At 72.3% G+C, this 26605-nt stretch carries 24 protein-coding genes; 14 read left to right on the forward strand and 10 right to left on the reverse strand.

The window, feature by feature from the left end:
* Positions 1 to 139: 139 nt before the first annotated feature.
* The 3 genes from ACWC9T_RS29560 to ACWC9T_RS29570 all read right to left on the reverse strand — a co-directional run bounded on the left by ACWC9T_RS29560 (position 140) and on the right by ACWC9T_RS29570 (position 2060).
* Positions 140 to 715 (reverse strand): TerD family protein, encoded by a 576-nt coding sequence (locus tag ACWC9T_RS29560; RefSeq protein WP_449824104.1) that lies wholly within the window; start codon positions 713 to 715, stop codon positions 140 to 142.
* Between the two features lie 176 nt (positions 716 to 891).
* On the reverse strand, positions 892 to 1350 hold the full coding sequence (locus ACWC9T_RS29565) for a peroxiredoxin (RefSeq protein ID WP_449824105.1): 459 nt from the start codon (positions 1348 to 1350) through the stop codon (positions 892 to 894).
* A gap of 269 nt (positions 1351 to 1619) precedes the next feature.
* Positions 1620 to 2060, reverse strand: a complete 441-nt coding sequence (locus ACWC9T_RS29570; RefSeq protein WP_396250271.1) for a DUF3052 domain-containing protein — start codon at positions 2058 to 2060, stop codon at positions 1620 to 1622.
* A 517-nt stretch (positions 2061 to 2577) separates the two neighbouring features.
* Between ACWC9T_RS29570 and aceE the strand changes: the two genes are divergently transcribed.
* Positions 2578 to 5328 (forward strand): pyruvate dehydrogenase (acetyl-transferring), homodimeric type, encoded by a 2751-nt coding sequence (aceE, locus tag ACWC9T_RS29575; protein WP_449824106.1) that lies wholly within the window; start codon positions 2578 to 2580, stop codon positions 5326 to 5328.
* A gap of 74 nt (positions 5329 to 5402) precedes the next feature.
* Here the strand turns inward: aceE and ACWC9T_RS29580 are convergent, their stop codons facing one another.
* Complete coding sequence (locus ACWC9T_RS29580) at positions 5403 to 7004, reverse strand: MFS transporter (protein WP_449824107.1); 1602 nt, start codon at positions 7002 to 7004, stop codon at positions 5403 to 5405.
* A 227-nt stretch (positions 7005 to 7231) separates the two neighbouring features.
* Between ACWC9T_RS29580 and ACWC9T_RS29585 the strand changes: the two genes are divergently transcribed.
* From ACWC9T_RS29585 to ACWC9T_RS29610, 6 genes are all read left to right on the forward strand, one after another.
* The gene (locus tag ACWC9T_RS29585; RefSeq protein ID WP_449824108.1) at positions 7232 to 7912 is read left to right on the forward strand and encodes a TetR/AcrR family transcriptional regulator; all 681 of its coding nucleotides are present in this window, start codon (positions 7232 to 7234) and stop codon (positions 7910 to 7912) included.
* Positions 7913 to 8005: 93 nt separating this feature from the next.
* Positions 8006 to 9328, forward strand: a complete 1323-nt coding sequence (locus ACWC9T_RS29590) for a histidine kinase (RefSeq protein WP_449824109.1) — start codon at positions 8006 to 8008, stop codon at positions 9326 to 9328.
* Positions 9325 to 10014 (forward strand): response regulator, encoded by a 690-nt coding sequence (locus ACWC9T_RS29595; protein ID WP_396250276.1) that lies wholly within the window; start codon positions 9325 to 9327, stop codon positions 10012 to 10014. The genes ACWC9T_RS29590 and ACWC9T_RS29595 overlap by 4 nt, the downstream gene beginning before the upstream one ends.
* 251 nt (positions 10015 to 10265) lie before the next feature.
* Entirely contained in the window at positions 10266 to 11390 is a 1125-nt protein-coding gene (locus ACWC9T_RS29600; RefSeq protein ID WP_449824110.1) for an alpha/beta hydrolase, read from the forward strand.
* Positions 11391 to 11408: 18 nt separating this feature from the next.
* Entirely contained in the window at positions 11409 to 12662 is a 1254-nt protein-coding gene (locus tag ACWC9T_RS29605) for an acyltransferase family protein (RefSeq protein WP_449824111.1), read from the forward strand.
* Positions 12663 to 12939: 277 nt separating this feature from the next.
* Positions 12940 to 14154: an alpha/beta hydrolase gene (locus tag ACWC9T_RS29610; protein WP_449824112.1), complete on the forward strand. Its 1215-nt coding sequence runs from the start codon at positions 12940 to 12942 to the stop codon at positions 14152 to 14154.
* On the opposite strand, the gene ACWC9T_RS29615 is transcribed toward ACWC9T_RS29610, so the two are convergent.
* Positions 14118 to 15131, reverse strand: coding sequence for a helix-turn-helix transcriptional regulator (locus ACWC9T_RS29615; protein WP_449824113.1), 1014 nt, complete (start codon positions 15129 to 15131; stop codon positions 14118 to 14120). The genes ACWC9T_RS29610 and ACWC9T_RS29615 overlap by 37 nt on opposite strands.
* Positions 15132 to 15241: 110 nt before the next feature.
* On the opposite strand from ACWC9T_RS29615, the gene ACWC9T_RS29620 reads away from it, so the two are divergent.
* The gene (locus ACWC9T_RS29620) at positions 15242 to 15820 is read left to right on the forward strand and encodes a TIGR03086 family metal-binding protein (protein WP_449824114.1); all 579 of its coding nucleotides are present in this window, start codon (positions 15242 to 15244) and stop codon (positions 15818 to 15820) included.
* Positions 15821 to 15895: 75 nt separating this feature from the next.
* Here the strand turns inward: ACWC9T_RS29620 and ACWC9T_RS29625 are convergent, their stop codons facing one another.
* Together ACWC9T_RS29625 and ACWC9T_RS29630 are read right to left on the reverse strand one after the other, a co-directional pair.
* Complete coding sequence (locus ACWC9T_RS29625; protein WP_449824115.1) at positions 15896 to 16909, reverse strand: aldo/keto reductase; 1014 nt, start codon at positions 16907 to 16909, stop codon at positions 15896 to 15898.
* A 239-nt stretch (positions 16910 to 17148) separates the two neighbouring features.
* Entirely contained in the window at positions 17149 to 17652 is a 504-nt protein-coding gene (locus tag ACWC9T_RS29630) for a MerR family transcriptional regulator (RefSeq protein WP_449824116.1), read from the reverse strand.
* Between the two features lie 120 nt (positions 17653 to 17772).
* Between ACWC9T_RS29630 and ACWC9T_RS29635 the strand changes: the two genes are divergently transcribed.
* Entirely contained in the window at positions 17773 to 18606 is an 834-nt protein-coding gene (locus ACWC9T_RS29635; RefSeq protein ID WP_449824117.1) for a serine hydrolase domain-containing protein, read from the forward strand.
* Here ACWC9T_RS29635 and ACWC9T_RS29640 read toward each other — a convergent pair.
* Positions 18603 to 19379 (reverse strand): pirin family protein, encoded by a 777-nt coding sequence (locus ACWC9T_RS29640; protein ID WP_449824118.1) that lies wholly within the window; start codon positions 19377 to 19379, stop codon positions 18603 to 18605. The two genes, ACWC9T_RS29635 and ACWC9T_RS29640, sit on opposite strands and share 4 nt — an antisense overlap.
* Before the next feature lie 211 nt (positions 19380 to 19590).
* On the opposite strand from ACWC9T_RS29640, the gene ACWC9T_RS29645 reads away from it, so the two are divergent.
* The 5 genes from ACWC9T_RS29645 (at position 19591) to fabF (ending at position 24638) form a co-directional block, all read left to right on the forward strand.
* A complete protein-coding gene (locus ACWC9T_RS29645) occupies positions 19591 to 20787 on the forward strand; it encodes a PucR family transcriptional regulator (RefSeq protein WP_449824134.1) in 1197 nt (398 codons plus the stop codon).
* A 90-nt stretch (positions 20788 to 20877) separates the two neighbouring features.
* On the forward strand, positions 20878 to 21837 hold the full coding sequence (locus ACWC9T_RS29650; RefSeq protein ID WP_449824119.1) for an ACP S-malonyltransferase: 960 nt from the start codon (positions 20878 to 20880) through the stop codon (positions 21835 to 21837).
* Positions 21834 to 22865 (forward strand): beta-ketoacyl-ACP synthase III, encoded by a 1032-nt coding sequence (locus tag ACWC9T_RS29655; RefSeq protein WP_449824120.1) that lies wholly within the window; start codon positions 21834 to 21836, stop codon positions 22863 to 22865. Before ACWC9T_RS29650 ends, ACWC9T_RS29655 begins: the two co-directional genes overlap by 4 nt.
* Before the next feature lie 80 nt (positions 22866 to 22945).
* Positions 22946 to 23194: an acyl carrier protein gene (locus tag ACWC9T_RS29660; RefSeq protein ID WP_355669419.1), complete on the forward strand. Its 249-nt coding sequence runs from the start codon at positions 22946 to 22948 to the stop codon at positions 23192 to 23194.
* A 181-nt stretch (positions 23195 to 23375) separates the two neighbouring features.
* On the forward strand, positions 23376 to 24638 hold the full coding sequence (gene fabF, locus ACWC9T_RS29665) for a beta-ketoacyl-ACP synthase II (RefSeq protein ID WP_449824121.1): 1263 nt from the start codon (positions 23376 to 23378) through the stop codon (positions 24636 to 24638).
* 66 nt (positions 24639 to 24704) lie between these two features.
* Here fabF and ACWC9T_RS29670 read toward each other — a convergent pair whose 3' ends face one another.
* A complete protein-coding gene (locus ACWC9T_RS29670; RefSeq protein ID WP_449824122.1) occupies positions 24705 to 25199 on the reverse strand; it encodes a DUF3145 domain-containing protein in 495 nt (164 codons plus the stop codon).
* Between the two features lie 351 nt (positions 25200 to 25550).
* Positions 25551 to 26576: an NADP-dependent oxidoreductase gene (locus ACWC9T_RS29675; protein WP_449824123.1), complete on the reverse strand. Its 1026-nt coding sequence runs from the start codon at positions 26574 to 26576 to the stop codon at positions 25551 to 25553.
* Between the last annotated feature and the right edge of the window lie 29 nt (positions 26577 to 26605).

A 26605-nucleotide genomic window follows, 5' to 3' on the forward strand; every position in this document is an offset into this window, starting at 1 on the left:
CCCGGCGGGGATCCTGACGCCGGGGCAGGGCATCCACGCTCTCTGAGGTGACACCGCGGAGGCCGCCCGCTGGCCCCGGACCTCGAAGGTCCGGGGCCGCCCCGGGAGTTCGGCGCGGAAGCCGTGCGCCTACGGGGACTCAGACGTTGACGCCGAAGTCCTGGGCGATGCCTCGCAGGCCGGAGGCGTAGCCCTGGCCGATGGCGCGGAACTTCCACTCGGCGCCGTTGCGGTACAGCTCGCCGAAGACCATCGCGGTCTCGGTGGAGGCGTCCTCGGAGAGGTCGTAGCGGGCCAGCTCCGAGTTGTCGGCCTGGTTCACCACGCGGATGAACGCGTTGCGGACCTGTCCGAAGTTCTGGCCGCGGCTCTCGGCGTCGTAGATCGACACCGGGAAGACGATCTTCTGCACGTCCGCCGGGACGGCCGCCAGGTTGACCTTGATCGCCTCGTCGTCGCCCTCGCCCTCGCCGGTGCGGTTGTCGCCGGTGTGCTCGACCGAGCCGTCCGGGCTCTTCAGGTTGTTGAAGAACACGAAGTTGCCGTCCGAGGCGACCTTGCCCTGGTCGCTGCAGAGCAGCGCGCTGGCGTCCAGGTCGAAGTCCGTCCCGGTGGTGGTCCGGACGTCCCAGCCCAGGCCGACCACGACGGCTTGGAGCCCCGGGGCCTCCTTGGTGAGCGAGACGTTTCCGCCCTTGCTGAGGCTGACTCCCACTTGTCCTCCAAGAATCGGGAGGCACGGCTGGTGCCCCCGCGGTGGTGCGGTTCGAGGCGCCCACCCGCCGGAAACGGACGTACGCCCCACTCGCCAACGGCCCGAGCGTAGTGCCCGGTTCCCGTACACACCTCCGAACGGGGGCCGACACACCTCCGAAGGCCCGTCCGGGGGCCTCAGAGGGTGGCGAGGACCTTCAGGTACTCCTGCTCGTCCCGGGCGTCCGGGAGGCCGTTGACGACGCTCCAGCGCACCGTGCCGGCCTTGTCGATCACGAAGGTGCCGCGCAGCGGGCAGCCCTTCTCCTCGTCCAGCACGCCGTAGGCCCGGGCGACCTCGCCGTGCGGCCAGAAGTCGGCGAGCAGCGGGAACTCCAGGCCCTCCCGGTCGGCGAGGACGCGCTGGCTGAACTGCGAGTCGCAGGAGACGCCGAGCACCTGGACCCCGTCGTTCTGCAGCCCGGCCAGCTCCCGCTGGATGGCGCCCAGCTCGCCGGTGCACACGCCGGTGAAGGCGAACGGGTAGAAGACCAGCACCACGTGCTTGTCGCCGCGGAAGTCGACCAGCCGGACGGTCTCCCCGTGCTGGGTGCTGAGCTGGAAGTCCGGAGCCGGGGTGCCGACCTCGATGGCCATGAGCGGGACCTTTCTGACGCGACCGGGCCGCGCGGCGGGCGCGGCAGGGCACATCCTCGCATTCGCTTACGGACGTTCGGCCGAACGGATGGCCCGCGCCGCCGGGCGTCCCAGCCCTTTCGCCCTCGGCGAACAGCCTCGGCCCGAACGACCCCGCCGCGAACCGCGCACGGGGAGGTCACGTGGAACACGGGGCCCGGCACGCGAAAAGCGCCGGGCCCCGCCGGAGGAGTGCTCCGACGGGGCCCGGCGCGGGGCTCGGGGCCCGTTCAGCGCTGCTTGGGCTGCTTGGCCGTGGACTTGGTGGCCAGGCGGGTGGCCGCCCAGTCCTTGGCGATCGCGATCGAGCTGGTCTGCGACAGGCCGGCGGTCTTCGCCGCGTCCGCGATGTCGGAGGCCTCGATGTGGCCGTCACGGCCGGTCTTGGGCGTCAGCAGCCAGATCAGACCACCCTCGGCCAGGTACTCCAGGGCGTCGACGAGGGAGTCGGTGAGGTCCCCGTCGTCGTCGCGGTGCCACAGCAGGACGGCGTCCGCGACGTCGTCGTAGTCCTCGTCGACAAGATCCGTCCCGGTGATCTCCTCGATGCCCTCGCGGAGATCCTGGTCAGTGTCGTCGTCGTACCCCAGCTCCTGGACGATCTGGCCCTCTTCGAAGCCGAGACGGGTCGCCGGGTTGGACTTGTCCGCGGGGTCCGCGGTCGCGCTCACGGGAATAACCTCCAGTATTCGGCCCGGCGTCCATGCCGGGGCTGTGGCCGTAGTCCACACGGGCGCGGCGGTTCGCGCAAGTACCCGACCGCCGATCCCCTCCAAAGGTTGACGTGTCGCAGCGGGACACGCCGGTCGACGTGTCGGGAATCACACCGATTTGCCCTTCTCTGCGTGAGACAAGGATGCTTCGGGTGGTCCCGGCCCACAGGTCGTACGTGTGCCCGAGATGCGAACGGCATTCGGGGTCCGCGCATGCGCGGGCGTAGAGTCTCCTGTTGGCCCTCACCCCGGCCGCCCGCCATCGGGTGGACGGGACACCAGGTCGGACCACCTCTTTTCGTAACACCCGGGGGTGTTCGGAGCGGACGAAGACGCCCGCACCGTGCGCCACCAGACCGGCCCGCCCACCGGGCGGACCGGTTACCGATCGGTAGAGATGACGGATCTCCGAGCGCGGTAGCACGATGGAGGCGGCGCGACACACCTCAGTTTCGACCGACAGTGAAGGAACAGCGTGGCTTCCGGATCCGATCGCAACCCGATCATCATTGGCGGCCTTCCGAGTCAGGTCCCGGACTTCGATCCCGAGGAGACCGCGGAATGGCTGGAGTCGCTCGATGCGGCCATCGACGAGCGGGGGCGTGAGCGTGCCCGTTACCTGATGCTGCGGCTGATCGAGCGCGCCCGCGAGAAGCGTGTCGCCGTGCCCGAGATGCGCAGCACGGACTACGTCAACACCATCGCGACCAAGGACGAGCCGTTCTTCCCCGGCAACGAGGAAATCGAGCGCAAGATCCTCAACGCGACCCGTTGGAACGCGGCCGTCATGGTCTCCCGGGCGCAGCGCCCGGGCATCGGTGTCGGTGGCCACATCGCCACCTTCGCCTCCTCCGCGTCGCTCTACGACGTCGGCTTCAACTACTTCTTCCGCGGCAAGGACGCCGAGGGCGAGTCCGGCGACCAGATCTTCTTCCAGGGTCACGCCTCCCCCGGCATCTACGCCCGCGCCTTCCTGCTGGACCGACTCAGCGAGCAGCAGCTCGACGCGTTCCGCCAGGAGAAGTCGAAGGCCCCGTACGGTCTGTCCAGCTACCCGCACCCGCGGCTGATGCCGGACTTCTGGGAGTTCCCGACCGTCTCGATGGGCCTCGGCCCGCTCGGCGCGATCTACCAGGCGCGGATGAACCGCTACCTGGAGCACCGAGGCATCAAGGACACCTCCGACTCGCACGTGTACGCCTTCCTCGGCGACGGCGAGATGGACGAGCCCGAGTCGCTCGGCCAGCTGTCGCTGGCCGCCCGCGAGGGCCTGGACAACCTGACCTTCGTGGTCAACTGCAACCTGCAGCGTCTGGACGGTCCGGTTCGCGGCAACGGCAAGATCATCCAGGAGTTGGAGTCCCAGTTCCGGGGCGCCGGCTGGAACGTGATCAAGCTCATCTGGGACCGCAGCTGGGACCCGCTGCTCGCACAGGACCGCGACGGCGTCCTGGTGAACAAGATGAACACCACCCCGGACGGCCAGTTCCAGACCTACGCCACCGAGTCCGGCGACTACATCCGCGAGCACTTCTTCGGCGGCGACCTGCGCCTGCGCGCCATGGTCGAGAACATGACCGACCAGCAGATCCAGTACCTGGGTCGCGGCGGCCACGACCACAAGAAGATCTACGCGGCGTTCAAGGCGGCCCGCGAGCACAAGGGCCAGCCGACGGTCATCCTGGCCCAGACGGTCAAGGGCTGGACGCTGGGCCCCAACTTCGAGGGCCGCAACGCCACCCACCAGATGAAGAAGCTGACGGTCGAGGACCTGAAGCGCTTCCGCGACCGGCTGCACCTGCCGATCACCGACAAGCAGCTCGAAGAGGGCTACCCGCCCTACTACCACCCGGGCCGCAACTCGGAAGAGATCCAGTACATGCACGACCGCCGCCAGGAGCTCGGCGGCTACGTGCCGACCCGCAAGGTGCGCCCGCGCAAGCTGGAGCTGCCGGGTGACGACGCGTACAAGGCGGTCAAGAAGGGTTCCGGCAACCAGACCATCGCCACCACCATGGCGTTCGTCCGGCTGCTCAAGGACCTCATGCGGGACAAGGGCATCGGCAACCGCTTCGTGCCGATCGCGCCGGACGAGTACCGCACCTTCGGCATGGACTCGCTGTTCCCGTCGGCGAAGATCTACAACCCGCTGGGCCAGACCTACGAGTCGGTCGACCGCGACCTGCTCCTGGCCTACAAGGAGTCGCCGACCGGCCAGATGCTGCACGACGGCATCTCCGAGGCCGGCTGCACCGCCTCGCTGATCGCCGCGGGCTCGTCCTACTCGACCCACGGCGAGCCGCTGATCCCGGTGTACGTCTTCTACTCGATGTTCGGGTTCCAGCGCACCGGCGACCAGTTCTGGCAGATGGCCGACCAGTTGGCCCGCGGCTTCGTGATCGGCGCCACCGCCGGTCGCACCACGCTGACCGGTGAGGGCCTGCAGCACGCCGACGGCCACTCGCACCTGCTGGCCTCGACCAACCCCGGCGTCGTCGCGTACGACCCGGCGTACGGCTTCGAGATCGCGCACATCGTCCAGGACGGTCTGCGTCGGATGTACGGCTCCAGCGCCGAGCACCCGAACGGCGAGGACGTGTTCTACTACCTCACCGTCTACAACGAGCCGATCAAAATGCCGGCCGAGCCCGAGAACGTGGACGTCGAGGGCATCCTCAAGGGTCTGCACAAGTACGCGCCGGGCTCCGCCGGCCAGATCCCGGCCCAGATCCTCGCCTCCGGCGTGGCGGTGCCGTGGGCCCTGGAGGCCCAGCGCATCCTCGCCGAGGAGTGGAACGTCAAGGCCGACGTCTGGTCCGCGACCTCCTGGAACGAGCTGCGCCGCGAGGCGGTGGAGTCCGAGGAGTTCAACCTGCTGCACCCCGAGGAGCAGCAGCGCGTGCCGTACGTGACCCAGAAGCTCCAGGGCGCCGAGGGCCCGTTCGTCGCCGTGTCCGACTGGATGCGCGCGGTGCCGGACCAGATCGCCCGCTGGGTGCCCGGTCAGTACCAGTCGCTGGGTGCCGACGGCTTCGGCTTCGCCGACACCCGTGGCGCGGCCCGTCGCTTCTTCCACATCGACGCCCAGTCGGTCGTCCTGGCGGTGCTCACCGAGCTCGCCAAGCAGGGCAAGATCGACCGCTCGGCGCTGAAGGACGCGATCGACCGCTACCAGCTGCTGGACGTGGCTGCGGCGGACCCGGGCGCCGCCGGCGGCGACGCCTGATCACCGGCTAGAGCCTGAAAGGGCCGGACCCCTCACGGGGGTCCGGCCCTTTCGGTCTCCTCTTCCGAACCTGGTCAGATGTGCACGGCCGGGCCCGCGTCGGTGCTGCCACGGCGGGTGAGCAGGGCGAGCAGGGCGGCGGCGAAGGCCACCACGGCGGCCACCGCGAAGGCGAGCGACATGCCGCTGACGAAGGACTCGTGCACGGCGCCGGCCATCGCGTCCACCGCCTGCTGCGAGGTGCCGGGCGGGGCCGGCGGGGCGATGCCGAGCTGGGCGGCCTGCTTGAGGCCCTCGGCCTGCGGGCCCTCGACCGGCTTCAGGCCGGCCTCGGCCCAGTTGCCGGGCAGCACGTCGCCGACCTTGGCGGCCATCAGCGCGCCCAGCACGGCGGTGCCGAGGCTGCCGCCGACCTGCATCGCGGCCTGCTGGAGGCCGCCGGCCACGCCGGACAGCTCCAGCGGGGCGTTGCCCACGATGACCTCGGTGGCACCGACGATGACCGGGCTGATGCCGAGGCCCATCAGGACGAACCAGAGCGCCGTCTCGCCGTTGCCGGAGCCGGTCTCCAGGGTGGACATGCCGAACATCGCGGCGGTGGTGAGCAGCATCCCGGCCGTGATCGGGATCCGCGGGCCGAACCTGCCGATCGCGATGCCCGCCAGCGGCGAGCCGATGATCATCATGCCGGTCATCGGCAGCAGGTGGACGCCGGCCTCGACCGGCTTCATCCCGTGCACGTTCTGCAGGTAGAAGGTCACGAAGAAGATCGCGCCGAAGAACGCGAAGGCCATCAGCACCATCAGCAGCACGCCCGCCGACAGCGGCACCGAGCGGAACAGGCCGAGCGGGATCAGCGGCTCCTTCGCCCGGCCCTGCCAGAGCGCGAACAGCACCATCAGCAGCACCGCGCCGCCCAGGAACAGCAGCGTCCTCGGGTCGCCCCAGCCCCACTCGGGAGCCTTGATGATGCCGAAGACCAGCGCGAACATCCCCACCGAGAGCAGCGCGATGCCCGGCAGGTCGAAGGACTTGGCGGCGTTCTCGGCCCGCACGTCCATGAGGATCCACAGGCCCAGGGCCAGCGCGATCAGGCCGACCGGGACGTTGATGAAGAAGACCGACTCCCAGTTGACGTGCTCGACCAGCAGGCCGCCGACGATCGGGCCGGCCGCGGTGGAGGCGCCGATCACGCCGCCCCAGATGCCGATCGCCATGTTGAGCCGCTCGGCCGGGAAGGCCCCGCGCAGCAGGCCGAGCGCGGCCGGCTGGAGCAGCGCGCCGAACAGGCCCTGCAGGACGCGGAAGGCGATCACGGTCTGGATGTTGCCGGCGAAGCCGATCGCGGCCGAGGTGGCGGCGAAGCCGACCGCGCCGACCAGGAAGGTGTTCTTGTGGCCGAAGCGGTCACCGATCTTGCCGGCGGTGATCAGGAAGACCGCCAGCGCCAGCAGGTAGCCGCTGGTGACCCACTGGATCTCGGACGGCGCGGCGTTCAGCTTCTCCTGGATCACCGGGTTGGCGATGGCGACGATCGTGCCGTCCAGGGCCACCATCATCACGCCGACCGCGACGGTCAGCAGGGTCAGCCAGGGGTGCCCCTTGAGCCCTCCCCCGGTCGGTGGATTCGGCGACGGTGTGTCCGCCTTGGAGTTCTTGACGACGGACTGGCTCATCTGGGCCCTCCGGGGGCGTGCGACAGAGGTCGGGACCGAACGGACATGGTCGTGGCGCTGCGACGACCCACCCGTCCCCACGAGTGCCCGGCCGACGAGCGCCACTCCGCGAGATTATGTCAGCCTCTGACATTCGGCAAACAATGACTTCTGACCTGCACTGACATTTGTCAGGAAGCTAAGGTTGTGCTCCCACCAGCCAGACCAGCGCCCCGGAAGGCCCCGCCATGGCCGCTCACACCCCCCGTCCCGTCGGCACCCCGGAGGACCTCGGCCGGGCGCCCGGACTGCGGGAGCGCAAGAAGCAGCAGACCCGGGACGCCCTGGTGCAGGCCGCCCACCTGCTCTTCCTGAGCCAGGGCTTCGCCCGTACCACCGTCGACGAGATCGCCTCCGCCGTGGACGTCTCCCAGCGCACCTTCTTCCGCTACTTCGCCAACAAGGACGAGGTCGCGCTCGCCGTGATGGCCGACGCCGAGGACTACTTCATCGAGTGCCTGCGCCACCGCCCCGCCGAGGAGACCCCGCTCCAGGCCCTGCGCGCCTCGATCGTCAAGGCCTGGCGCGACCTCGGGAACGCGCGGACCTCCGGCCCCGGATCGATCAGCAGCGCCCTGGAACTGCTGCGGATCATCGAGGAGACGCCCGCGCTGCTGGCCGCCCACCTGCGCCGGGTCACCGAGCAGGAGCGGCTGGTGGTCCAGGTGCTCGCCGAGCGCGAGGGGCTGGACCCCGCCGAGGACCTGCGCCCGGTCGTGCTGGCCGCCGTCTTCGGCAGCCTGCTGCGCTCCGCCCACCTGTCCTGGACCTCCGAACAGGAGCCGGCCGGGCCCGAGGGCATGGTCGCGGTGATCGAGCGCCACTTCGACCAGCTCGGCCCGGCCCTGGCCGGGCACTGGCGCCCGTAGTACCCGGGTATCACCCCGTACCCGGATAGCCCCCGGAAGTTCGCGCTCCAGTCCGACGACCGGCGTGGGCCCGCCCTCCTAGGCTGGCCCACGATGAAGACGCTCACCAAAGCCGACGCCCGCCGGTACGCCAGCCGACAACTCCGCGTCCTGCGGCACCACCTGACCACCCCGAGCAACGACCACACGCCACTGCTCGGGGAGTCCCGCCGGCCCTGGGTGCGCCGGCTGCCGTACATCGTCGCGGTCATCCTGCAGACCTCGCTGATCCCCAGCGGGATCGCCAGCCTGGTCAACTTCTACGGCCTGGTGCTACCGGTGGCCGGCGCGCTGACCGTCGCCCAGACCACGCCGCTGTTCCTCGCCATCACCCGGCCACTGGCCGCCTGGTGGATCAGCGCCGCCACCCTGGTCATCACCGCCGCCGTCACCGCCCGGCACCACCAGGTGGCGGGCACCTGGCCGTGGACGGCGCCGATGATCCTCGCGTACATCTTCCTGCTGCTCGCCCTGGCCTTGCGGGAGAGCCGGGCCACCGTGGTCTCGGTCTGGATCGCCACCGTCCTGATCACCGCGCTCACCACGACGCTCGGCCTGCCCCGCGCGGGCGACGGCACCACCATGCTGCTGATCGCGCTCAGCGGCGCCGTGCTGCTGCTCGGCTGGGCCGTCCGGGACCGCGCCGAGGCCCGCCGACTGCTCAAGCAGCAGGAGCAGATCAGCGAGGTCGAACGCGAGCGGCGCACCCTGCTGGAGGAACGCGCCCGGATCGCCCGGGAGTTGCACGACGTGGTGGCCCACCACATGTCGGTGATCGCCGTCCAGGCCGCCAGCGCGCCCTACCGGATCGAGGGCGTACCGGCCGACGCCGCCGAGGAGTTCACCACCATCGCCGACGCCGCCCGGGAGTCGCTGGCCGAGATGCGGCGGCTGCTCGGCGTGCTGCGCAGCGAGGAGTCCACCGCGGAGAAGACCCCGCAGCCCGGGGTGGGCCAACTCGCCCAGCTGGTGGAGACGGTGGGGCGGGCCGGGGTGCCCGTCGAGCTGACCGTGGACGAGGGGCTGGCCGAGCGGGTACCGCAGGCCGTCGGCCTGTCCGTCTACCGGATCGTGCAGGAGGCGCTGGCCAACGTGGTCCGGCACGCCCCCGGCGCGCGCACCTGGGTGTCGGTCTCGGCGGACGGCCCGGAACTGCGGCTGACCGTGGTCAACGCGCCGCCGCCGCAACGCACCGAGTCGCTGGAGGCCTCGGCGGAGGGCACCGGACAGGGTCTGGTCGGAATGCGGGAACGCGTCCGGCTGGTCGATGGCAGGCTGGACACCGGCCCGCTGCCGGACGGCGGCTTCAAGGTGGCCGCCGTCCTGCCACTCGACGGCATCGACAGCCCAGACACCCCTCGGGAGACACCCGCATGACCATCCGCGTGATCATCGTCGACGACCAGGCCATGGTGCGGGCCGGCTTCGCCGCTCTGCTCAACGCCCAGAGCGACATCGACGTGGTGGGGGACGCGGCGGACGGCGCCCAGGCCCTGGAGGTCACCGGACGCACCCACCCGGACCTGGTGCTGATGGACGTCCGGATGCCCGTCATGGACGGCCTGGAGGCGGCCCGGCGGCTGCTCGACCCGGCCACTGGTAGTCGGGGAGGCGGCGGCGCCCACCGGCCCAAGGTGCTGATGCTGACCACCTTCGACGTGGACGACTACGTGTACGAGGCGCTGCGCGCCGGGGCCAGCGGCTTCCTGCTCAAGGACGCCCCGCCGGCCGACCTGATCGCCGCGGTCCGGGTGGTCGCGGCCGGCGAGGCGCTGCTCGCACCCTCGGTGACCCGCCGGCTGATCGAGGACTTCGCCCGCAGCCGCCCGGCCAAGCGCCGCGACCCCAAGCTGCGGCTCAACGGCCTGACCCCGCGCGAGACCGAGGTGCTGGAGCTGATCGCCCGCGGCCTGTCCAACCAGGAGATCGCCGGGCAGCTGGTGCTCGCCGAACAGACCGTCAAGACCCACATCGGACGCATCCTCGCCAAGCTCGACCTGCGCGACCGCGCCCAGGCCGTGGTGCTGGCCTACGAGTCCGGCCTGGTGACACCCGGTCAGTAGCCGCTGCTCGCCCACCCGCCTCCGGACGCTCTCGACCCGGTGCCGACGGTCGGCACTGCCCCGCTCCTCCGTCGCTCCCTCGTTTCTCCCTTCCGGCACCGGCGCGCCCTTCGACTCGGGGCGTGCCTGATACCCGGGTAGCACCCGGGACTTGGCCCCGCGGTCTGACGCCCGCGGGGCCGTCGCATTCCTACCTTCCTCCCCGTCGACAGCCGTAGTCGGCAGCCGAACAGACGAGGGAGAGCAGGGACATGCGCAAGTTCCGGACCAGGCGGGCGATCGCCGCCACCGCGGTGGCGCTGGCGGCGCTGCTCGGCGCGGGCGGCTGGGCCGCCGACACCCAGACCGCCCTCACCGGCCCTCCGCCCGGCAGCGCCGCCTGGACCGCCGACACCGGCTTCGGCCTCCGAACGCCCGACCCGGCCGCCGCCACCCCGACCCAAGTCGCCGCCTTCTTCGCCGCGTTGGCGCCCGCCCAGCAGGACGCCCTGGCCGCCCGGCACCCGCTGACGGTCGGCAACCTGGACGGCGCCCCGGTCCAACTCCGCCACCGCGCCAACACCCTGGCCCTCACCGCCGAACGCGAACGGGAACTCACCCGGGCCGCCGACCCGGCACTCACCCCGCAGGACCACGAGGCCGCCCGCACCCGCGCCGAGCGCTACCGCACCCTGCTGGACGGCGGCCGGCAGATCCTCGCCTTCGACCCGCGCGGCCGCGGCCAGGTCGCCGAGGTGTACGGCAACCTCGCCACCGCCCGCCGCACCGCCGTGATCGTCCCCGGATCGGACATCGACCTGCTGAGCTTCGACCGCGCCGGCGACCCGTACGGCACCCCCGCCGGAATGGCCCGCGCCCTGTACGGGGCCACCGGCGGGCAGACCGCCGTGGTCGCCTGGGCCGGCTACACCACGCCGGTCGGCCTCGGTCTGGACGCCGCCACCGAGGACCTCGCCCGGGCCGGCGCCACCCGGCTGACCCGACTGCTCGACGGACTCGCCGTCAGCACCCGTCCGCAGGCCCCGACCACGGTCCTCTGCCACAGCTACGGCTCGGTGGTCTGCGGACTGGCCCGCCCGAACCCGGGCCAGGCCTCCGGCGTGGTGGTGCTCGGCTCGCCCGGCATGGGCGTCGACTCGGCCGCCGACCTCGACCCGCGCGTCCCGCTCTGGGCCACCGCCCGCAACGGATCGGACTGGATCGGCAACGTGCCCAACGTCCGGCTGCTCGGCCTCGGCCACGGCGCCGACCCGACCGACCCCGGCTTCGGCGCCCGCCCGCTGCCCGCCACCGGATCCCACGGCCACTCCGGCTACTTCGCCCCCGGCACCGCCTCGCTCGCCGCCTACGCCGCCATCGCCCTCGGCCGCGGCTGACCTGGAAGGAGCACCGCCATGGCCCACCCGCTCACCACCCTGCGCCGCGCCGCCGAGAAGGTCGACGCGCGCACTCCCGAGACCCGCGACCGCGCCCTGGACGGGCTGCGCGCCCTCGCCCTGCTCTCGGTGCCGATCGGGCACTGGATGCTCGGCGGCCTCACCCTCACCCCCGACGGCGCCCTGCACAACGCCAGCCCGCTCTCCTCGCTCGGCTTCTTCGCCCCGGTCAGCTGGGTGCTGCAGATGCTCGGGGTGTTCTTCCTGGTCGGCGGCTACTCCTCGGTCCGCTCGCTGGAACGGGCCCGGGGGAAGGGCGTCGGGGTGCGCCGTCCGGCGGGCTCCGGGTACGGGAGTTGGCTACGAGGCCGTACGATCCGGCTGCTGCGCCCGGTGCTCGGGGTGACGGCGCTCTGGGCGTTGCTGATCCCGCTGCTGCCCCGGCTCGGCGTCCCGGTGGACACCCTGCGCACCGGCGCCACGCTGGTGGTGCAGCCGCTCTGGTACATCGGGGTCTACCTGGGGCTGACCGCGCTCACCCCGCTCTGTGTCGCGTTCGCCCGGCGGCTGGGCGGCTGGTCGGCGGGCCTGCTGGCGGCCGTGGTCGCGGTGGTCGACCTGCTGCGGTACGGTCCGTGGGCCGAGGCGGTACCGTCCTGGGTCGGACTGCTGAACATCCTGCCGGGCTGGCTGTTCGGCTACCAGCTGGGCGTGCTGTGGGCGCGGGGGCGGCTCGGCCGCCCGGCCGCCCGGGCGCTGCTGCTCGGCGGCGGCGCGCTGTTCGCCGCGCTGCTGGTGGTGTTCCACTACCCGGCCAGCATGGTCGGCGTCCCCGGCGTCGAGCGGACCAACTCGCACCCGCCGTCCCTGCTGGTGCTCGCCCTGGCGGCGGTGCAGTGCGGCGCCGCGGTGCTGCTGCGGGAGCGGCTGGGCCGGTTGCTGACCCGCCGTCCGCTGCTGTGGCTGCCGGTGGTGGTGGTCAACCTGTCGGCGATGACGATCTTCTGCTGGCACCAGAGCGCGATGCTCGCGGTGGCGGTGCCCGGCGCGGCCGGCCCGGGCGCCGTCCCGGGGCTGACCACCGCGCCGGACTCGCTGGGCTGGGTGGTCGCCCGGCTGGCGCTGCTTCCGCTGTTCGGAGCCGCCCTGGTGGCGATCGGATGGTTCACCCGGCGCTTCGACGGCCCCTGGACGGCCTTCTCCCGGCTGGGCAAGGCGGCGGCCGGAACCGCGGGGGCGCTCTTCGCCGCGTACGCGCTGGGCGTGCTGTGAGCCCGTCGTACGGGGTGTGACCCGCGCCGGAGAACACGACACGGAGGGGGCGCGGAGCCTGCTCCAAATTCGACGCCCGGCACTCCGGTTGGCACCGCCGGAACAGCCGCATGTGGACGTCGGCAGGACGCCCCCGGTTCATGTGATCCATCCCACAGTTTAGGCGCGTCCGTCACCCTCCTGTGACCTCTAGGCTTGCGCAGGGAAGTCAGCAGTCCAATCACACCCTCCGGGCACCGCCCGCGAAACGGTGACGGGCCCCAAGGGAGTTGGTGCGGTGCGCAACCGTCGACGCTGGAAGCGGGTACTGATCGGGGCGTTCGCGGGTTGCGCCGTGCTCGCCGACGCCGGCGCCTCGGCGGCCGCGGCCGCGGTCTCCTCCGAGCAGCTGGCGATCTCCACGCCCCCGGCCGGCAGCTCCGCCTGGGTGCAGGACCACACCTTCGGCCGCCTCCTGCCCGACCCGGCCGTCACCAGCCCGGCCGACGCCGCCGCCTTCTTCGCCTCGCTCGCCCCGACCGAGCTGGACCGGCTGATCAAGGACTACCCGCTGGTCGTCGGCAACTACGACGGCGCCCCGCTGGACCTGCGCTACCGCGCCAACCGGATCGCGCTGGCGAACGAGCGCGACGCCGCCCGGGCCCGCGCCGACGACAAGAAGCTGGACTCCGACACCCGCGCGCGGGCCGTCTCCCGCGCCAACGACGTCGATCACCTGCTGGCCCCCGGCCGGCAGGTCCTGGCCTTCGACCCGCGCGGCCGCGGCCTGGTCACCGAGGTGTGGGGCGACCTCGCCGACGCCGAGCGGATCTCCGTGATCGTCCCCGGCTCGGACGCCGACCTCGGCCACTTCGACCAGACCGCCGAGCCGCTGCGCTCCCCGGCTGGCATGGCCCGCGCCCTCCACGCCGAGGAGCAGCACCAGGCCCCGGACACCCGCACCGCCGTGATCGCCTGGACCGGTTACGTCACCCCCTCCGGCCTCGGCCCGGACGCCGCCACCTCCCGGCTCGCCGACGTCGGCGCGCCCCGGCTGGAGCGGCTGCTGGCCGGCCTCAAGGAGACCACCCGGCCGGACGCGCCCCCGGCGCTGCTCTGCCACTCGTACGGCTCGGTGGTCTGCGGCACCGCCGCCCCGAAGATCCACCGCGCGGCCGCCTCGCCGTCCGACATCTCGGGCATCACCGACATGATGGTGTTCGGCAGCCCCGGCATGGGCGTGCAGAGCACCTCCGAACTGGGCGCTGGCGTGCACGTCTGGGCCACCCGCAACCCCAGCGACTGGATCGGCAACGTCCCGTTCCTGGAGGTCGGCAAGCTCGGCCACGGCGCCGACCCGACCGGGGGCGGCTTCGGCGCGGAGCAGATCTCCTCGGCCCGGGCGGCCGGCCACAACGGCTACTTCACCGACGGCACCGACAGCCTGCACAACTTCGCGGCGATCTCGCTCGGGGACTACCGGGACGTCGTCCGGACCACGCCCGACTCCTGATCCTGGTAGAGCCGTAGGGCCTCCGCCGCCGCCCGGGCCAGCTCGCGCCGGGCGGCCGGCGGGGACAGCACCTCGACCTCCGCCCCGAAGGCCAGCAGCGAGAGGACGGCCGCCGGGGCCGGGAAGGCCATCGCCACCTCGACCCACTCCTCGGCCGGCCCGGCTCCCGCCTCCGGCGGCAGCTCGGCGACCCGGCCGCCGTGGATGCGCAGGAACATGTCCAGCCGCCCGCGCCGGACCCGCACCCGCACCGGCACCTCCTTCGGTATCCGCTCCACCTGCTCGCGCAGCGCCGCCCACACCTCGCCGAGCCCCAGCCCCGGACGGCGGCGCACCGCCTCCTCGGTGGTCTCGGCGGCCAGCACCCGGTCGGCCCGGAACAGCCGCGGCTCGCCGTGCAGATCAGCCACCAGGTACCAGACCGAGGCCTTGCTCACCAGGCCGTACGGGTCGACGGTGTACTCCACCGGCGCGGGCGTGCCGCCGTGCCGGTAGCGCAGCCGCAGCCGCCGGTCGGCGAACACCGCGTACTGCAGTTCCCCGAGGTCCGGACCGCTCCCGACGGCGGGCTGGGCACCCTGCATCCAGCGGGCCGGGTCGACCAGGATGCGCTCGCTGACCCGCTCGGCGGCCGGGCGGTGCGGGGCGGGCAGCGCCGCCATCACCTTGCGCAGCGCCGAGCCGAGCGCGCCGTCCAGCCCGAGGTCGCTGTGCGCGCCCTGGGCGGAGAGCACGAACAGCGCCCGGGCCTCGTCCGCGGTCAGCCCGGTGACATCGGTGCGGTAGCCGGGCAGGAGATTGATGCCGCCGTGCCGGCCGCGCTCGGTGAACACCGGCACCCCGGCCGCGGAGAGCGACTCCACGTCGCGGTAGATGGTACGGACGGACACCTCCAGCCGTTCGGCGAGCTCGGTGGCGGACACCCGGCCGCGGGTCTGGAGCAGCAGGAGGATCGAGAGCAGGCGGTCGGCCTTCATGACACAAGAATCCCAGTAATCCTGACGGCACTTGTCAGGTTTTACTGGGAGATTGCGTTCCGAGCCCGAAAGACTCGAAAGACCGCACCGCACAAGGGAGCTGACCACCCGTGAACGCCATCCAGGACGCCCGCCCGCAGTACCTGCTCGCCCTCGGCCAGCTGGAGAAGCTGTTCGCCGCGATCACCCCGGCCGACCTCGACCGAACCACCCCCTGCGAGGAGTTCACGCTGCGCCAGCTGCTGAACCACGTGGTCGGCGGCATCCACCGCTTCGCGTACATGGGCGAGGGCGGCCACGCCGAGGACGTCCTGCCCGGCATCGAGGACCCGTCCGACGAGGGCTGGTCGGCCGCGCTCGCCCGGGCCCGCGCCCGCGCCACCACCGCCTGGGCCGACGACGCCAAACTGGGCCGCCCGACCTTCGCCCCCTGGGGCGAGGTGCCCGGCGGCATGGCAGTCGGCGGCTACGTGATGGAGGCGACGACCCACGCCTGGGACATCGCGAAGACCCTGGACAACGGCTTCGCCCTGGACGACGGGCTGGCGCACACCGCGCTGGCCATCGCCGAGGCCGTCCTCCCGGCCGAGGGCCGGGTCGAGGGCGTCCCGTTCGGCGAGGTGCAGCCGGTCGCCGAGGACGCCGACATCCACACCCGGCTGGCGGCCTTCACCGGCCGCAAGGCCTGAACCTCAGGGCCTGAACCGCCGAGCCCGGAAGGCGCCGGGCCCGGGGAGCGACGGCTCCCCGGGCCCGGTCGGGTGCTACTCCCGCCCGACGAAGGTGAAGTTCATGTCGGCGTAGCGGCCGCCGGCCACCTGCGCCGACACCGGCTCCAGCAGCGCCAGCTCCGCCGCGGTGAGCCGCAGGGTCGCCGCGGCGGTGTTCTCGGCCAGCCGGCTGCGCTTGCGGGTGCCCGGGATCGGCACCACGGTCAGCCCGTGCACCTCGGCCCGCTGCTGCACCCAGGCCAGCGCGACCTGCGCCATCGTCATCCTGCGGGCCGACGCGATCTCCCGCAGCGGCGCGAGCAGTTCGGCGTTGGCCGCCGCGTTCTCACCGGTGAACCGCGGCTGGGTGCGCCGCACGTCGTCCGCCGCGAGCTGCTCGGCGGCCTGGAACGCGCCAGTCAGGAAGCCGCGCCCGAGCGGCGAGTACGGCACGAGGGCGACGCCCAGCTCGGCCGCGGCCGGCACCACCGTGCGCTCGACGTCCCGGGCGAACACCGACCACTCGGACTGCAGCGCGGCGATCGGGTGGATCGCGTGCGCCTCGCGCAGCTCGGCGCCCGTCACCTCGGACAGGCCCAGGTGGCGCACCTTGCCGGCCTTGACCAGCTCGGCCATCGCGCCGACCGAATCGGCCAGCGGCACGGCCGGGTCGCGGCGGTGCATGTAGTAGAGGTCGATCTCGTCCACGCCGAGGCGGCGCAGCGAGGCGTCCACGGCGGCCCGGATGTACGCCGGGTCGTTGCGGATGCCGCGGTGGGCCGGGTCGTCCTCCTTGCGCTCGATGGCGAACTTGGTGGCGAGCACCACCTTGTCCCGGTTGGCCCGGACGAAGGGGCCGATGAACTCCTCGTTGCGGCCGTAGCCGTAGGCGTCGGCGGTGTCGAACAGGGTGACACCGGCCTCCAGGGCGGCGTCCAGGGTGGCGAGTGCCTCGCCGGAGTCGGTCGGGCCGTAGAACTCGCTCATGCCCATGCAGCCGAGGCCCTGGACGCCCACCAGCGGGCCGGCGGTGCCGAGTTCGGCGGTGGGGAGGACAGGGTGAGTCATCTGACGCCTCCAAGTGGTCACTGTTCGTGATGGGTTAGGTCATGCCGAGCCGGGGCGATAGCCAAGTTCCGGCCCGGCCTACCGCCGGGCTGGCGGGAAGTCAGGTCTGTGGAGCTGATGCAAGACCGATGGGCGGCACACCGTCCCTTCGCCGGTAGCCCCGGGTCGGCGACCGGCCGTGAAGCAGAAAGCCCGCCCCGCGAGGGTCGGAATCCTCCGGCTTCAGCCGGAGGGGGATGTCAAGCGCTCTGCTCTTCCTCTACTCGGTAGTACTGGCATTGGACGGGAGCGCCGGTGCTGTCCGCGATCTTCCCGGCGTAGAGATCGATCTTGTAGTCGAGGACGGAGAGGGTGGCCTGCAGGTCGACGATCCGCTGCCGGACCTCCTCGCGCTGCGCCTCCAGCAGCTGTCGCCGCTCTTCGTAGGTCTCCCCACCGCGGCGGGCCATGCCGACGTACTTGAGCATGTCGGCCACCGACATCCCGGTCAGCCGCAGCCGGCCCAGGAAGGCCAGCCGGTGCAGATCGGCGTCGCAGTAGCGGCGCTGGCCGCCGACCGCGCGGTCGACCGGGTCGAGCAGGCCGATCCGCTCGTACCAGCGCAGGGTGTGGGCGGTCAGTCCGCTGGCCGCGGCGACCTCGCTGATGGTGTGCCGCGGGGTCCGGTCCGGATCGCCGACCGGGCGGTTGAACACCTCGGAGCAGCTGCGCAGACGGCCTTCTGCGTGCGCGGGTGTGGTCATTGATCGTTCCCCCTGTCCTGTGCGACGGCGACGACGCTATCGAGTTGGAGTGCACTCCAAGCAAGCCTCCCAGCCAGGTGGCCCCGCCACCCGCCTTCGGCCCCGACTAGAGTCAACCGCATGGAGAGCTTGCGGATGATCGAGAACTGGCCCGTGCCCCACGCCGCCGCGGCGGTGGTCCGGGGTGCGGACGGCGCGGTGCTGGGCGCGCACGGGCCGCAGCAGCACCTCTTCCCGCTGGCCTCGGTGACCAAGCTGCTCACCGCGTACGCGGCGCTGGTCGCGATCGAGGAGGGCGTGTTCGAGCTGGACGACCCGGCCGGTCCGCCCGGTTCGACCGTGCGCCACCTGCTCGCCCACACCTCCGGCCTCGGCTTCGACGAGGACCGGATCTTCGCCGAGCCCGGCAACCGCCGGCTCTACTCCAACGCCGGCTTCGACGCGCTGGCCCGCGCGCTGTCCGAGGCCGCCGGGATCGAGTTCCACCGCTACGTCGCCGAGGCGGTGTTCGAGCCGCTGGGCATGCACGACACCGTGCTCAACACCGCGCACAAGTCCCCGGCCGGCGCCGGCGGCCTGTCCACGGTGGCCGACCTGACCCGCTTCGCCGCCGAGCTGCAGTCGCCCAAGCTGCTGGACCCCTCCACCGTCCGGCGGGCCACCCGCGAGGTCGCCTTCCCCGGCACCAGCGGCGTGCTGCCCGGCTACGGCCACCGCCGCCCGAACGACTGGGGCCTCGGCTTCGAGATCCGCGACGGCAAGAGCCCGCACTGGACCGGCACCGCCAATTCCCCCGAGACCTTCGGCCACTTCGGCCAGTCCGGCACCTTCCTGTGGGTCGACCCGCAGGTCGGCGTGGCCTGCATCGCGCTCACCGACCGGGACTTCGGGCCGTGGGCCGTCGAGGTCTGGCCGGCCCTCTCCGACGCGGTGCTCTCCGAGCTGAACGGTTAGCCGTACGAGACCGGCGAGTGCATCTCCCAGAGCAGGAGTTCGGCGCCGGTCTCGCCCGCCGTCGGGTCGGTGAAGGCCTCGCCGGTGATCCGCACGCTGTCGCCCGGGACCATCGAACGGCCACCGCCCTTGGGCCCCGGGATCGTCCGGTAGCCCAGCGAGCCGGCCGTCAGGTGGGCGTACCGCCAGGGCGCCTCGGGCAGTTGCGGCAGCGGCTGCCACGGCCCGGCAACGGCCAGCCAGAGCGCGGCGTCACCGCGGCGCAGCCGCAGGGCGTCCGTGCCCGCGTCGCGCTCCAACCCGGAGGCCAGCAGTGTCAACCCGCCGTCCGCCGGTTCCACCCTGCGCAGCCCGTACGCCGGGGCGGCGTCGAACTCGTCCGGCTGGAGCCACATCTGGACGAAGCGCACCGGCCCGGTGGCACCGCCGACGTTGCGCTCGGTGTGGGTGACGCCGGAGCCCGCGCTGAGGTGCTGGATCATGCCCGGTCGCACCACCCCGCTGTGGCCGTGCGAGTCCCGGTGGGCCAGCGCGCCCTCCAGCACCCAGGTGAGGATCTCGGTGTCCCGGTGCTTGTGCTCCTCGAACCCTGCGCCGGGGGCGAGGAGTTCCTCGTTGCACGCGAGCAGTGCACCGAAGTGGGTGTTCTTCGGGTCGTAGTGGCCGGAGAAGGAGAACGCGTGGCGGGTCTCGATGCCTTCGGCCGGGACGGAGCGGTAGCGCTCGGCGGTGCGGCGCAGATCGGCACGGGAGCGGTCAGGAGCGTCGGTCACACTCCCATACCGTAGTGGGTGTGACCCTTCCCACCGCGCCGCTCCGCCGGGGGGTGTGCACGAGCAGCCACTCACGTGAGGCAGTCTTGTCCTTGTGCCAGCCGCCTCCACGAACTCCCAGAACGAACCCAGTCCCGCCGCACCCGAACCGACCGGTGAGAGCCCGGCCGCCCGGGCCGGCCGCGACCGCCCGGGCCGGGCGGCGCCCCGCCTGACGGCCCAGGAGCGCAGAAACGCCGCCGAGCGGGCCGAGCGCCGGGCGGCGACGCTCAAGCGGCTGGAGAAGTCCTCGGGCAAGCTGGCCAGCGCCGCGATCGCGCGGATGGACGACCAACTCGGCTGGTACCGGCGGATGCCGCCGGAGCACCGTTCCTGGATCGGCCTGGTCGCCCAGGCCGGTATCGCCGCCTTCACCGAGTGGTACCGCCAACCCGACGCCGCCCAGGCGATCTCCACCGATGTCTTCGGCACCGCCCCGCGCGAGCTGACCCGGGCGATCACCCTGCGCCAGACCGTCGAGCTGATCCGCACCACGATCGAGGTGATGGAGGAGGCCATCGAGGAGGTGGCCGCCCCCGGCGACGAGGCGGACATGCGCGAGTCCGTGCTGGTCTACGCCCGGGAGATCGCCTTCGCCACCGCCCAGGTGTACGCCCAGGCCGCCGAGGCGCGCGGCGCCTGGGACGCCCGGCTGGAGGCGCTGGTCGTCAACTCGCTGCTGTCCGGCGACGCCGACGAGGGCGTGCTGTCCCGCGCCGCCGCGCTCGGCTGGGGGCAGCCCAGCCAGGTCCGGGTGGTGATGGGCAGCGCCCCGGACGGCGACAGCGAGCTGGTGGTGGAGGCGATCCGCCGGGCCGCCCGGTACGCCAAGCTGAACGTGCTGACCGGGGTGCTGGGCAAGCGCCTGGTGGTCGTGGTCGGCGGTGACAAGGAGCCGGTGCACGCCGCCCGGGCGCTGATCGGCCAGTTCGCGCCGGGCCCGGTGGTGATCGGCCCGACCGTGCCGGACCTGCTCTCGGCGACCCGCTCGGCGCACGCCGCCACGGCCGGCCTGCGCGCCTGCGCCGCCTGGCCGGACGCCCCCCGCCCGGTGCTGGCCGACGACCTGCTGCCCGAGCGGGCGCTGGCCGGGGACCAGGCCGCCCGGCACCAGCTGGTGGAGGAGATCTACACACCGCTGGACGAGGCCGGCTCCGCGCTGCTGGAGACGCTGAGTGTCTACCTGGAGCAGGCGTCCTCCCTGGAGGGCGCGGCCCGGATGCTCTTCGTCCACCCCAACACGGTGCGCTACCGGCTGCGACGTGTGACCGACGTCACGGGGTACGCCCCCTCCGACGTACGTTCGGCGTTCACTCTGCGGATCGCACTGGCCCTCGGTCGGCTGGCCGACGCCGGAGAGCCCAGCTGAGCCGGGTGTAGGGACCATACAATCCCGGATGGTTTTCTTCGTTACCGTCGCCTACCCGCCCCTGGGCGCCTGGCGAGAGAGGGTTGAACCGTGCTCGTAATCGTCGCCCCTGGACAGGGTGCCCAGTCCCCCGGTTTCCTCAGCCCCTGGCTGGAGCTCGACGGTGTCGCCGACCGCCTGCGCGGCTGGTCGGAGGTCGCCGGGCTCGACCTGGTGCACGCCGGTACCGAGGCGTCCGCCGAGGAGATCAAGGACACCGCCGTCGCTCAGCCGCTGCTGGTCGCCGCCGGTCTGGTGACCGCCCGTGAGCTGTTCCCGGACGAGGACGTCGCCCGCAAGCTGGTCGGCGCCGTCGCGGGCCACAGCGTCGGCGAGATCACCGCCGCGGCCGGTGCCGGGGTGCTCAGCGCCCAGGACGCACTGACCTTCGTCCGCGAGCGGAGCCGGGCCATGGCCGAGGCCGCCGCCGTCACCGAGACCGGCATGACCGCCGTGCTCGGCGGCGACCCGGAGGTCGTCGCGGCGAAGCTGGCGGAGCACGGCCTGACCGCGGCCAACAACAACGGCGGCGGCCAGATCGTCGCCGCCGGCACGCTGGCCCAGCTGGAGGCACTGAAGGCGGACCCGCCGGCCGGCGCCAAGCTGATCACGCTGAAGGTGGCCGGTGCCTTCCACACCGAGCACATGGCCCCCGGCGTGGAGCGGCTGGCCAAGCTGGCCCCGACCCTGACCGTGGCCGACCCGCAGGTCCGCTACGTCTCCAACAAGGACGGCGCGGTCGTCGGCTCCGGTGCCGAGGTGCTCGCGCGCCTGGTGTCGCAGGTCTCCAACCCGGTCCGCTGGGACCTCTGCATGGAGACCCTCGGGCAGCTGGGCGCGACCGCCGTGATCGAGCTGTCCCCCGCGGGCACCCTCACCGGACTGCTCAAGCGCAACCTCAAGGGTGTGGCCACGCTCGCCCTGAAGACCCCCGCCGACCTGGACAAGGCCAGCGAGCTCATCGCGGAGCACGGCGGTCAGGATCAGCAGGACCAGGAGGACCAGGCATGACCAAGCCGCAGATCCGTCCCGCCACCGGCGCGCGGTACTCCCGCATCCACGGTGTCGGCGGCTACCGCCCGGTCCGGGTCATCCCGAACTCCGAGGTCCTGGAGTGGATCGACTCCTCGGACGAGTGGATCCGCACCCGCAGCGGGATCGCCGAGCGCCGCTGGGCCGGCCCGGAGGAGTCCGTCGCCGAGATGTCGGTACAGGCCGCCGGCAAGGCCATCGCGCAGGCCGGGATCGCCCCCGAGCAGATCGGCGGCGTGATCGTCGCGACCGTCTCGCACCTGAAGCAGACCCCCGCGATCGCCACCGAGATCGCCGAGCGGCTCGGCTGCGGCACCGCCCCGGCCTTCGACATCTCGGCCGCCTGCGCCGGCTTCGGCTACGGCCTGGGCCTGGCCGACGGCATGATCCGCGGCGGCAACGCCGAGTACGTGCTGGTGATCGGCGTCGAGCGGCTGAGCGACCTGACCGACAAGTCGGACCGCTCGACCGCGTTCATCTTCGGCGACGGCGCCGGCGCCGCGATCGTCGGCCCCTCCGACACTCCCGGGATCGGCAAGCTGATCTGGGGCTCGGACGGCTCGCAGAAGGACGTCATCTCGCAGACCCGGGCCTGGGACACCGCCTTCGCCCAGCCCGGCGCCATCAACGGCGAGGGCACGGAGGCCAAGTGGCCGGCCCTGCGGATGGAGGGCCAGCCGGTCTTCCGCTGGGCGGTCTGGGAGATGGCCAAGGTGGCCCAGCAGGCGCTGGACGCCGCCGGGATCACCGCCGACCAGCTCGGTGCCTTCATCCCGCACCAGGCCAACATGCGGATCACCGACGCCATGATCAAGGCGCTCAAGCTGCCGGAGTCGGTGCCGGTCGCCCGCGACATCGCGGAGACCGGCAACACCTCCGCGGCCTCCATCCCGTTGGCGATGGAGCGCATGCTGGAGAGCGGCGAGGCCCACAGCGGCGACCTCGCCCTGATCATCGGGTTCGGGGCGGGTCTCGTGTACGCCGCGGCAGTCGTTACGCTCCCCTAGGCGCGTTTCGCCCCACCCATCAACAAGCCTGTGTTCGGCCGCCGGTCGGACACGCTCAACACCGAAGAGGAGCAGCCAGTATGGCTAAGGACAAGGCCGAGGTCCTGGAAGGTCTCGCCGAGATCGTCAACGAGATCGCCGGCATCCCGGCGGAGGACGTCGAGCTCGACAAGTCCTTCACCGACGACCTGGACGTCGACTCGCTGTCCATGGTCGAGGTCGTCGTGGCCGCCGAGGAGCGCTTCGACGTCAAGATCCCGGACGACGAGGTCAAGAACCTGAAGACCGTGGGCGACGCGGTGGACTACATCCTCACCCACTCCGCCTGAGCGGTCGACTCGTTCGAGTCTCCCAGTCCGTCCGGCGTCAGGAACGCCTCGGACGGCTGACCCGCCGGCCCGGCTCCCCGAGCCAGGCCGACCCGCCGGCCGGGACGCCCCACCGGGCGCCCGGCCGGGCCCTTCTTCGGCTCGCCGCCGACCCCGCACGAACGTGAAAGAAGAGAAACCAGTGACCGCTGAAAACCGTACCGTGGTCGTCACGGGTATCGGCGCCTTCACGCCGCTGGGCGGCGACGCCGCCACCACCTGGGAGAACCTGGTTGCCGGGCGCTCCGGAGTGGCGGCCCTGACCGAGGAGTGGGCCCAGGACCTGCCGGTCCGGATCGCCGCGCGCACCGCCGTCGAGCCGGGCGAGATCCTGCCCCGCCCGCTGGCCCGCAAGCTGGACCGGTCCGCCCAGTTCGCGCTGATCGCCGCCCGCGAGGCCTGGGCCGACGCCGGCTTCGAGACCCCGGCCACCGACGAGTCCTCCAAGCTCGCCCCCGAGCGCCTGGGCGCCGTGATCGCCTCCGGCATCGGCGGCGTGACCACCCTGCTCGACCAGTACGACGTGCTGCGCGAGAAGGGGGCCCGCAAGGTCTCCCCGCACACCGTCCCGATGCTGATGCCCAACTCCCCGGCGGCCAACGTCGGTCTGGAGGTCGGCGCCCGCGCCGGCGTGCACACCCCGGTCTCCGCCTGCGCCTCCGGCGCCGAGGCGATCGGCTACGCGATCGAGATGATCCGCAACGGCCGCGCCGACGTCGTGGTGGCCGGCGGCACCGAGGCGGCGATCCACCCGCTGCCGATCGCCGCGTTCGCCAACATGATGGCGATGTCCAAGAACAACGACGAGCCCGAGCGCGCCTCGCGTCCGTACGACAAGGCCCGCGACGGCTTCGTGCTGGGCGAGGGCGCCGGCGTGGTCGTGCTGGAGTCGCTGGAGCACGCCGAGGCGCGCAACGCCCGGATCTACTGCGAGGCCGTGGGCCAGGGCCTGTCCTCGGACGCCCACCACATCGCCCAGCCGGAGCCGACCGGTGCCGGTGTGGCCCGCGCGCTGGCCGACCTGTTCGAGCGCAACGAGCTGGACAAGGCCGAGATCGTGCACGTCAACGCGCACGCCACCTCGACCCCGCAGGGCGACACCGCCGAGCTGAAGGCGCTGCGCAAGGAGCTGGGCGAGGACCTGGACCACATCCTCGTCTCGGCCACCAAGTCGATGACCGGTCACCTGCTGGGCGGTGCCGGCGGTATCGAGACCGTCGCCACGGTGCAGGCCCTGCACCACCGGGTCGCCCCGCCGACCATCAACGTCGACGACCTGGACGACGACGTGGACGCGAAGATCGTGCGCGAGGCCACGCCGCTGCCCGAGGGCCGGATCGCGGCGCTGAACAACTCGTTCGGCTTCGGCGGCCACAACGTGGTGCTGGCCTTCCGCACCCGCTGACCACAGACGTGAGAAGGGGCCGGCGCTCTCCGCGAGCGCCGGCCCCTTCCGCTTGTCCTTCCGGGCTCAGACCACCTGGTGCAGCCAGCGCACCGGCGCGCCCTCGCCCGCGTACCGGAAGGGCTCCAACTCGTCGTCCCAGGGCTTGCCGAGCAGTCGGGAGATCTCGGCCTCCAGGTCGGCCCCCTCGCTGCGGGCCCGCAGCAGCACCGCGCGCAGCCGGTCCTCGGGGATCAGGATGTCGCCGTGGATTCCCGTGACGGCGTGGAAGATGCCGAGCGTGGGCGTACTGCTGTACCGCTCGCCCTCCACCGTGGCGCAGGGCTCGCTGGTCACCTCGTACCGCATGAGCTGCCAACCGCGCAGCGCCGAGGCGAGCTTCGAGGCCGTGCCGGGCTCCCCTTGCCAGGAGAGCTCGGCACGCCAATGCCCGGGTGCGGCCGGCTGGCGGATCCAGTCCAGGCTCACCCGTACACCGAGCACCCCCGCGACGGCCCACTCGACGTGCGGGCACAGCGCGCGGGGCGCGGAGTGGATGTAGAGAACTCCACGTGTCGTCACCGGGACCTCCAGGCTGTGGACGAGGGTCGCCTTCCCCAGCTGCCTCGTGCCTGCAGTTGATCCGCGGTTACCCACGCTAGCCGACATTAAGCTACTAAATTGAGCAAAACGGACAGGCTTTCGCTCAATGCTAGTCGAATCCTTAACGAGGTCTACCCCTCGGCTGGATCTCTCCCCCGAACGGCCCCATCGCCAGGCGGGACCACCGTACCGCGCAGCGCCGCACGATGGATGACGCACTTTCAGATCCGACCGGAATGCGGTAGTGCGGCCGGGCCCCCTGCGCCCTGCACGCGAACCGCCCCGCGCGCCCGGCGGGGGCGGCGGGGCGGTCGACGTCCTGACGCAAAGTCAGCCGTCCAGGCGGACGACCATCTTGCCGGTGTTGACGCCGCGCAGCAGGTCGATGAAGGCCTCGGCGGCGTTCTCGAAGCCGTCCACCACGGTCTCCTCGGTGCGCAGTTCGCCGGACTTCAGCCATCCGGCCACCTCGGTGACGAACTGCGGCTGCAGGGCGGCGTGGTCCCGCACCAGCATGCCCTCCAGGCGCAGCCGCTTGCCGATCGCCATCGCGAGGTTGCGCGGGGCGGCGGGCGCGGTGGTGGAGTTGTACTGGGCGATCGCGCCGCAGAGCACCGCGCGGCCGTGCACGCCGAGCGCGCCGATCGCGGCCTCCAGGTGGTCACCGCCGACGTTGTCGAAGTAGAGGTCGATGCCCTCGGGGGCGGCCTTCGCGAGCTGCTCGGCGACCGGGGCGTCCTTGTAGTTGAAGGCGGCGTCGAAGCCGTACTCGTCCACCAGCTTGGCGACCTTCTCCGCCGAGCCGGCCGAACCGACCACCAGCGAGGCGCCCTTGAGCCGGGCGATCTGGCCGACCAGCGAGCCGACCGCGCCGGCCGCGCCGGAGACGAAGACCTTGTCGCCCTCCTTGAGGCCGCCGACGGCGAGCAGGCCGGCGTAGGCGGTCAGGCCCGGCATGCCGAGCACACCGAGGTAGGCGGAGAGCGGGGCGGCCTGCGGGTCGACCTTCACCGCGTGCTTGGCGTCCAGGGTGGCGTACTCGCGCCAGCCGAGCCCGTGCAGCACCGCGTCGCCCGGGGCGAAACCCTCGGCCTCGGAGGCGACCACGTAGCCGACCGCGCCGCCGTCCATGGCCGCGCCGAGCTGGAACGGGGGGACGTAGGACTTCACGTCGTTCATCCGGCCGCGCATGTACGGGTCCACCGAGAGGTGGGTGTTGCGGACCAGGATCTCGCCCGGGCCCGGGGTCCGGACCGGGGCCTCGACCAGGGCGAAGTCGGTGGACACCGGCCAGCCCTGGGGGCGGGCGGCGAGGTGCCATTCACGGGCGGTGGCGGGGGCGGCCTGCTCTGCCATGGCGGTGCTCCTTCGGAGGGGGTTCGACA

Source organism: Kitasatospora sp. NPDC001159 (assembly GCF_053598235.1).

Excerpts from the sequence above, each read along its gene's own strand:
- ACWC9T_RS29565 (WP_449824105.1), bottom strand. The coding sequence starts at position 1,350 with ATGGCCATCGAGGTCGGCACCCCGGCTCCGGACTTCCAGCTCAGCACC.
- ACWC9T_RS29580 (WP_449824107.1), bottom strand. The coding sequence starts at position 7,004 with ATGAGCCAGTCCGTCGTCAAGAACTCCAAGGCGGACACACCGTCGCCG.
- ACWC9T_RS29585 (WP_449824108.1), top strand. The coding sequence starts at position 7,232 with ATGGCCGCTCACACCCCCCGTCCCGTCGGCACCCCGGAGGACCTCGGC.
- ACWC9T_RS29590 (WP_449824109.1), top strand. The coding sequence starts at position 8,006 with ATGAAGACGCTCACCAAAGCCGACGCCCGCCGGTACGCCAGCCGACAA.
- ACWC9T_RS29595 (WP_396250276.1), top strand. The coding sequence starts at position 9,325 with ATGACCATCCGCGTGATCATCGTCGACGACCAGGCCATGGTGCGGGCC.
- ACWC9T_RS29600 (WP_449824110.1), top strand. The coding sequence starts at position 10,266 with ATGCGCAAGTTCCGGACCAGGCGGGCGATCGCCGCCACCGCGGTGGCG.
- ACWC9T_RS29605 (WP_449824111.1), top strand. The coding sequence starts at position 11,409 with ATGGCCCACCCGCTCACCACCCTGCGCCGCGCCGCCGAGAAGGTCGAC.
- ACWC9T_RS29615 (WP_449824113.1), bottom strand. The coding sequence starts at position 15,131 with ATGAAGGCCGACCGCCTGCTCTCGATCCTCCTGCTGCTCCAGACCCGC.
- ACWC9T_RS29625 (WP_449824115.1), bottom strand. The coding sequence starts at position 16,909 with ATGACTCACCCTGTCCTCCCCACCGCCGAACTCGGCACCGCCGGCCCG.
- ACWC9T_RS29630 (WP_449824116.1), bottom strand. The coding sequence starts at position 17,652 with ATGACCACACCCGCGCACGCAGAAGGCCGTCTGCGCAGCTGCTCCGAG.
- ACWC9T_RS29635 (WP_449824117.1), top strand. The coding sequence starts at position 17,773 with ATGGAGAGCTTGCGGATGATCGAGAACTGGCCCGTGCCCCACGCCGCC.
- ACWC9T_RS29655 (WP_449824120.1), top strand. The coding sequence starts at position 21,834 with ATGACCAAGCCGCAGATCCGTCCCGCCACCGGCGCGCGGTACTCCCGC.
- ACWC9T_RS29660 (WP_355669419.1), top strand. The coding sequence starts at position 22,946 with ATGGCTAAGGACAAGGCCGAGGTCCTGGAAGGTCTCGCCGAGATCGTC.
- ACWC9T_RS29675 (WP_449824123.1), bottom strand. The coding sequence starts at position 26,576 with ATGGCAGAGCAGGCCGCCCCCGCCACCGCCCGTGAATGGCACCTCGCC.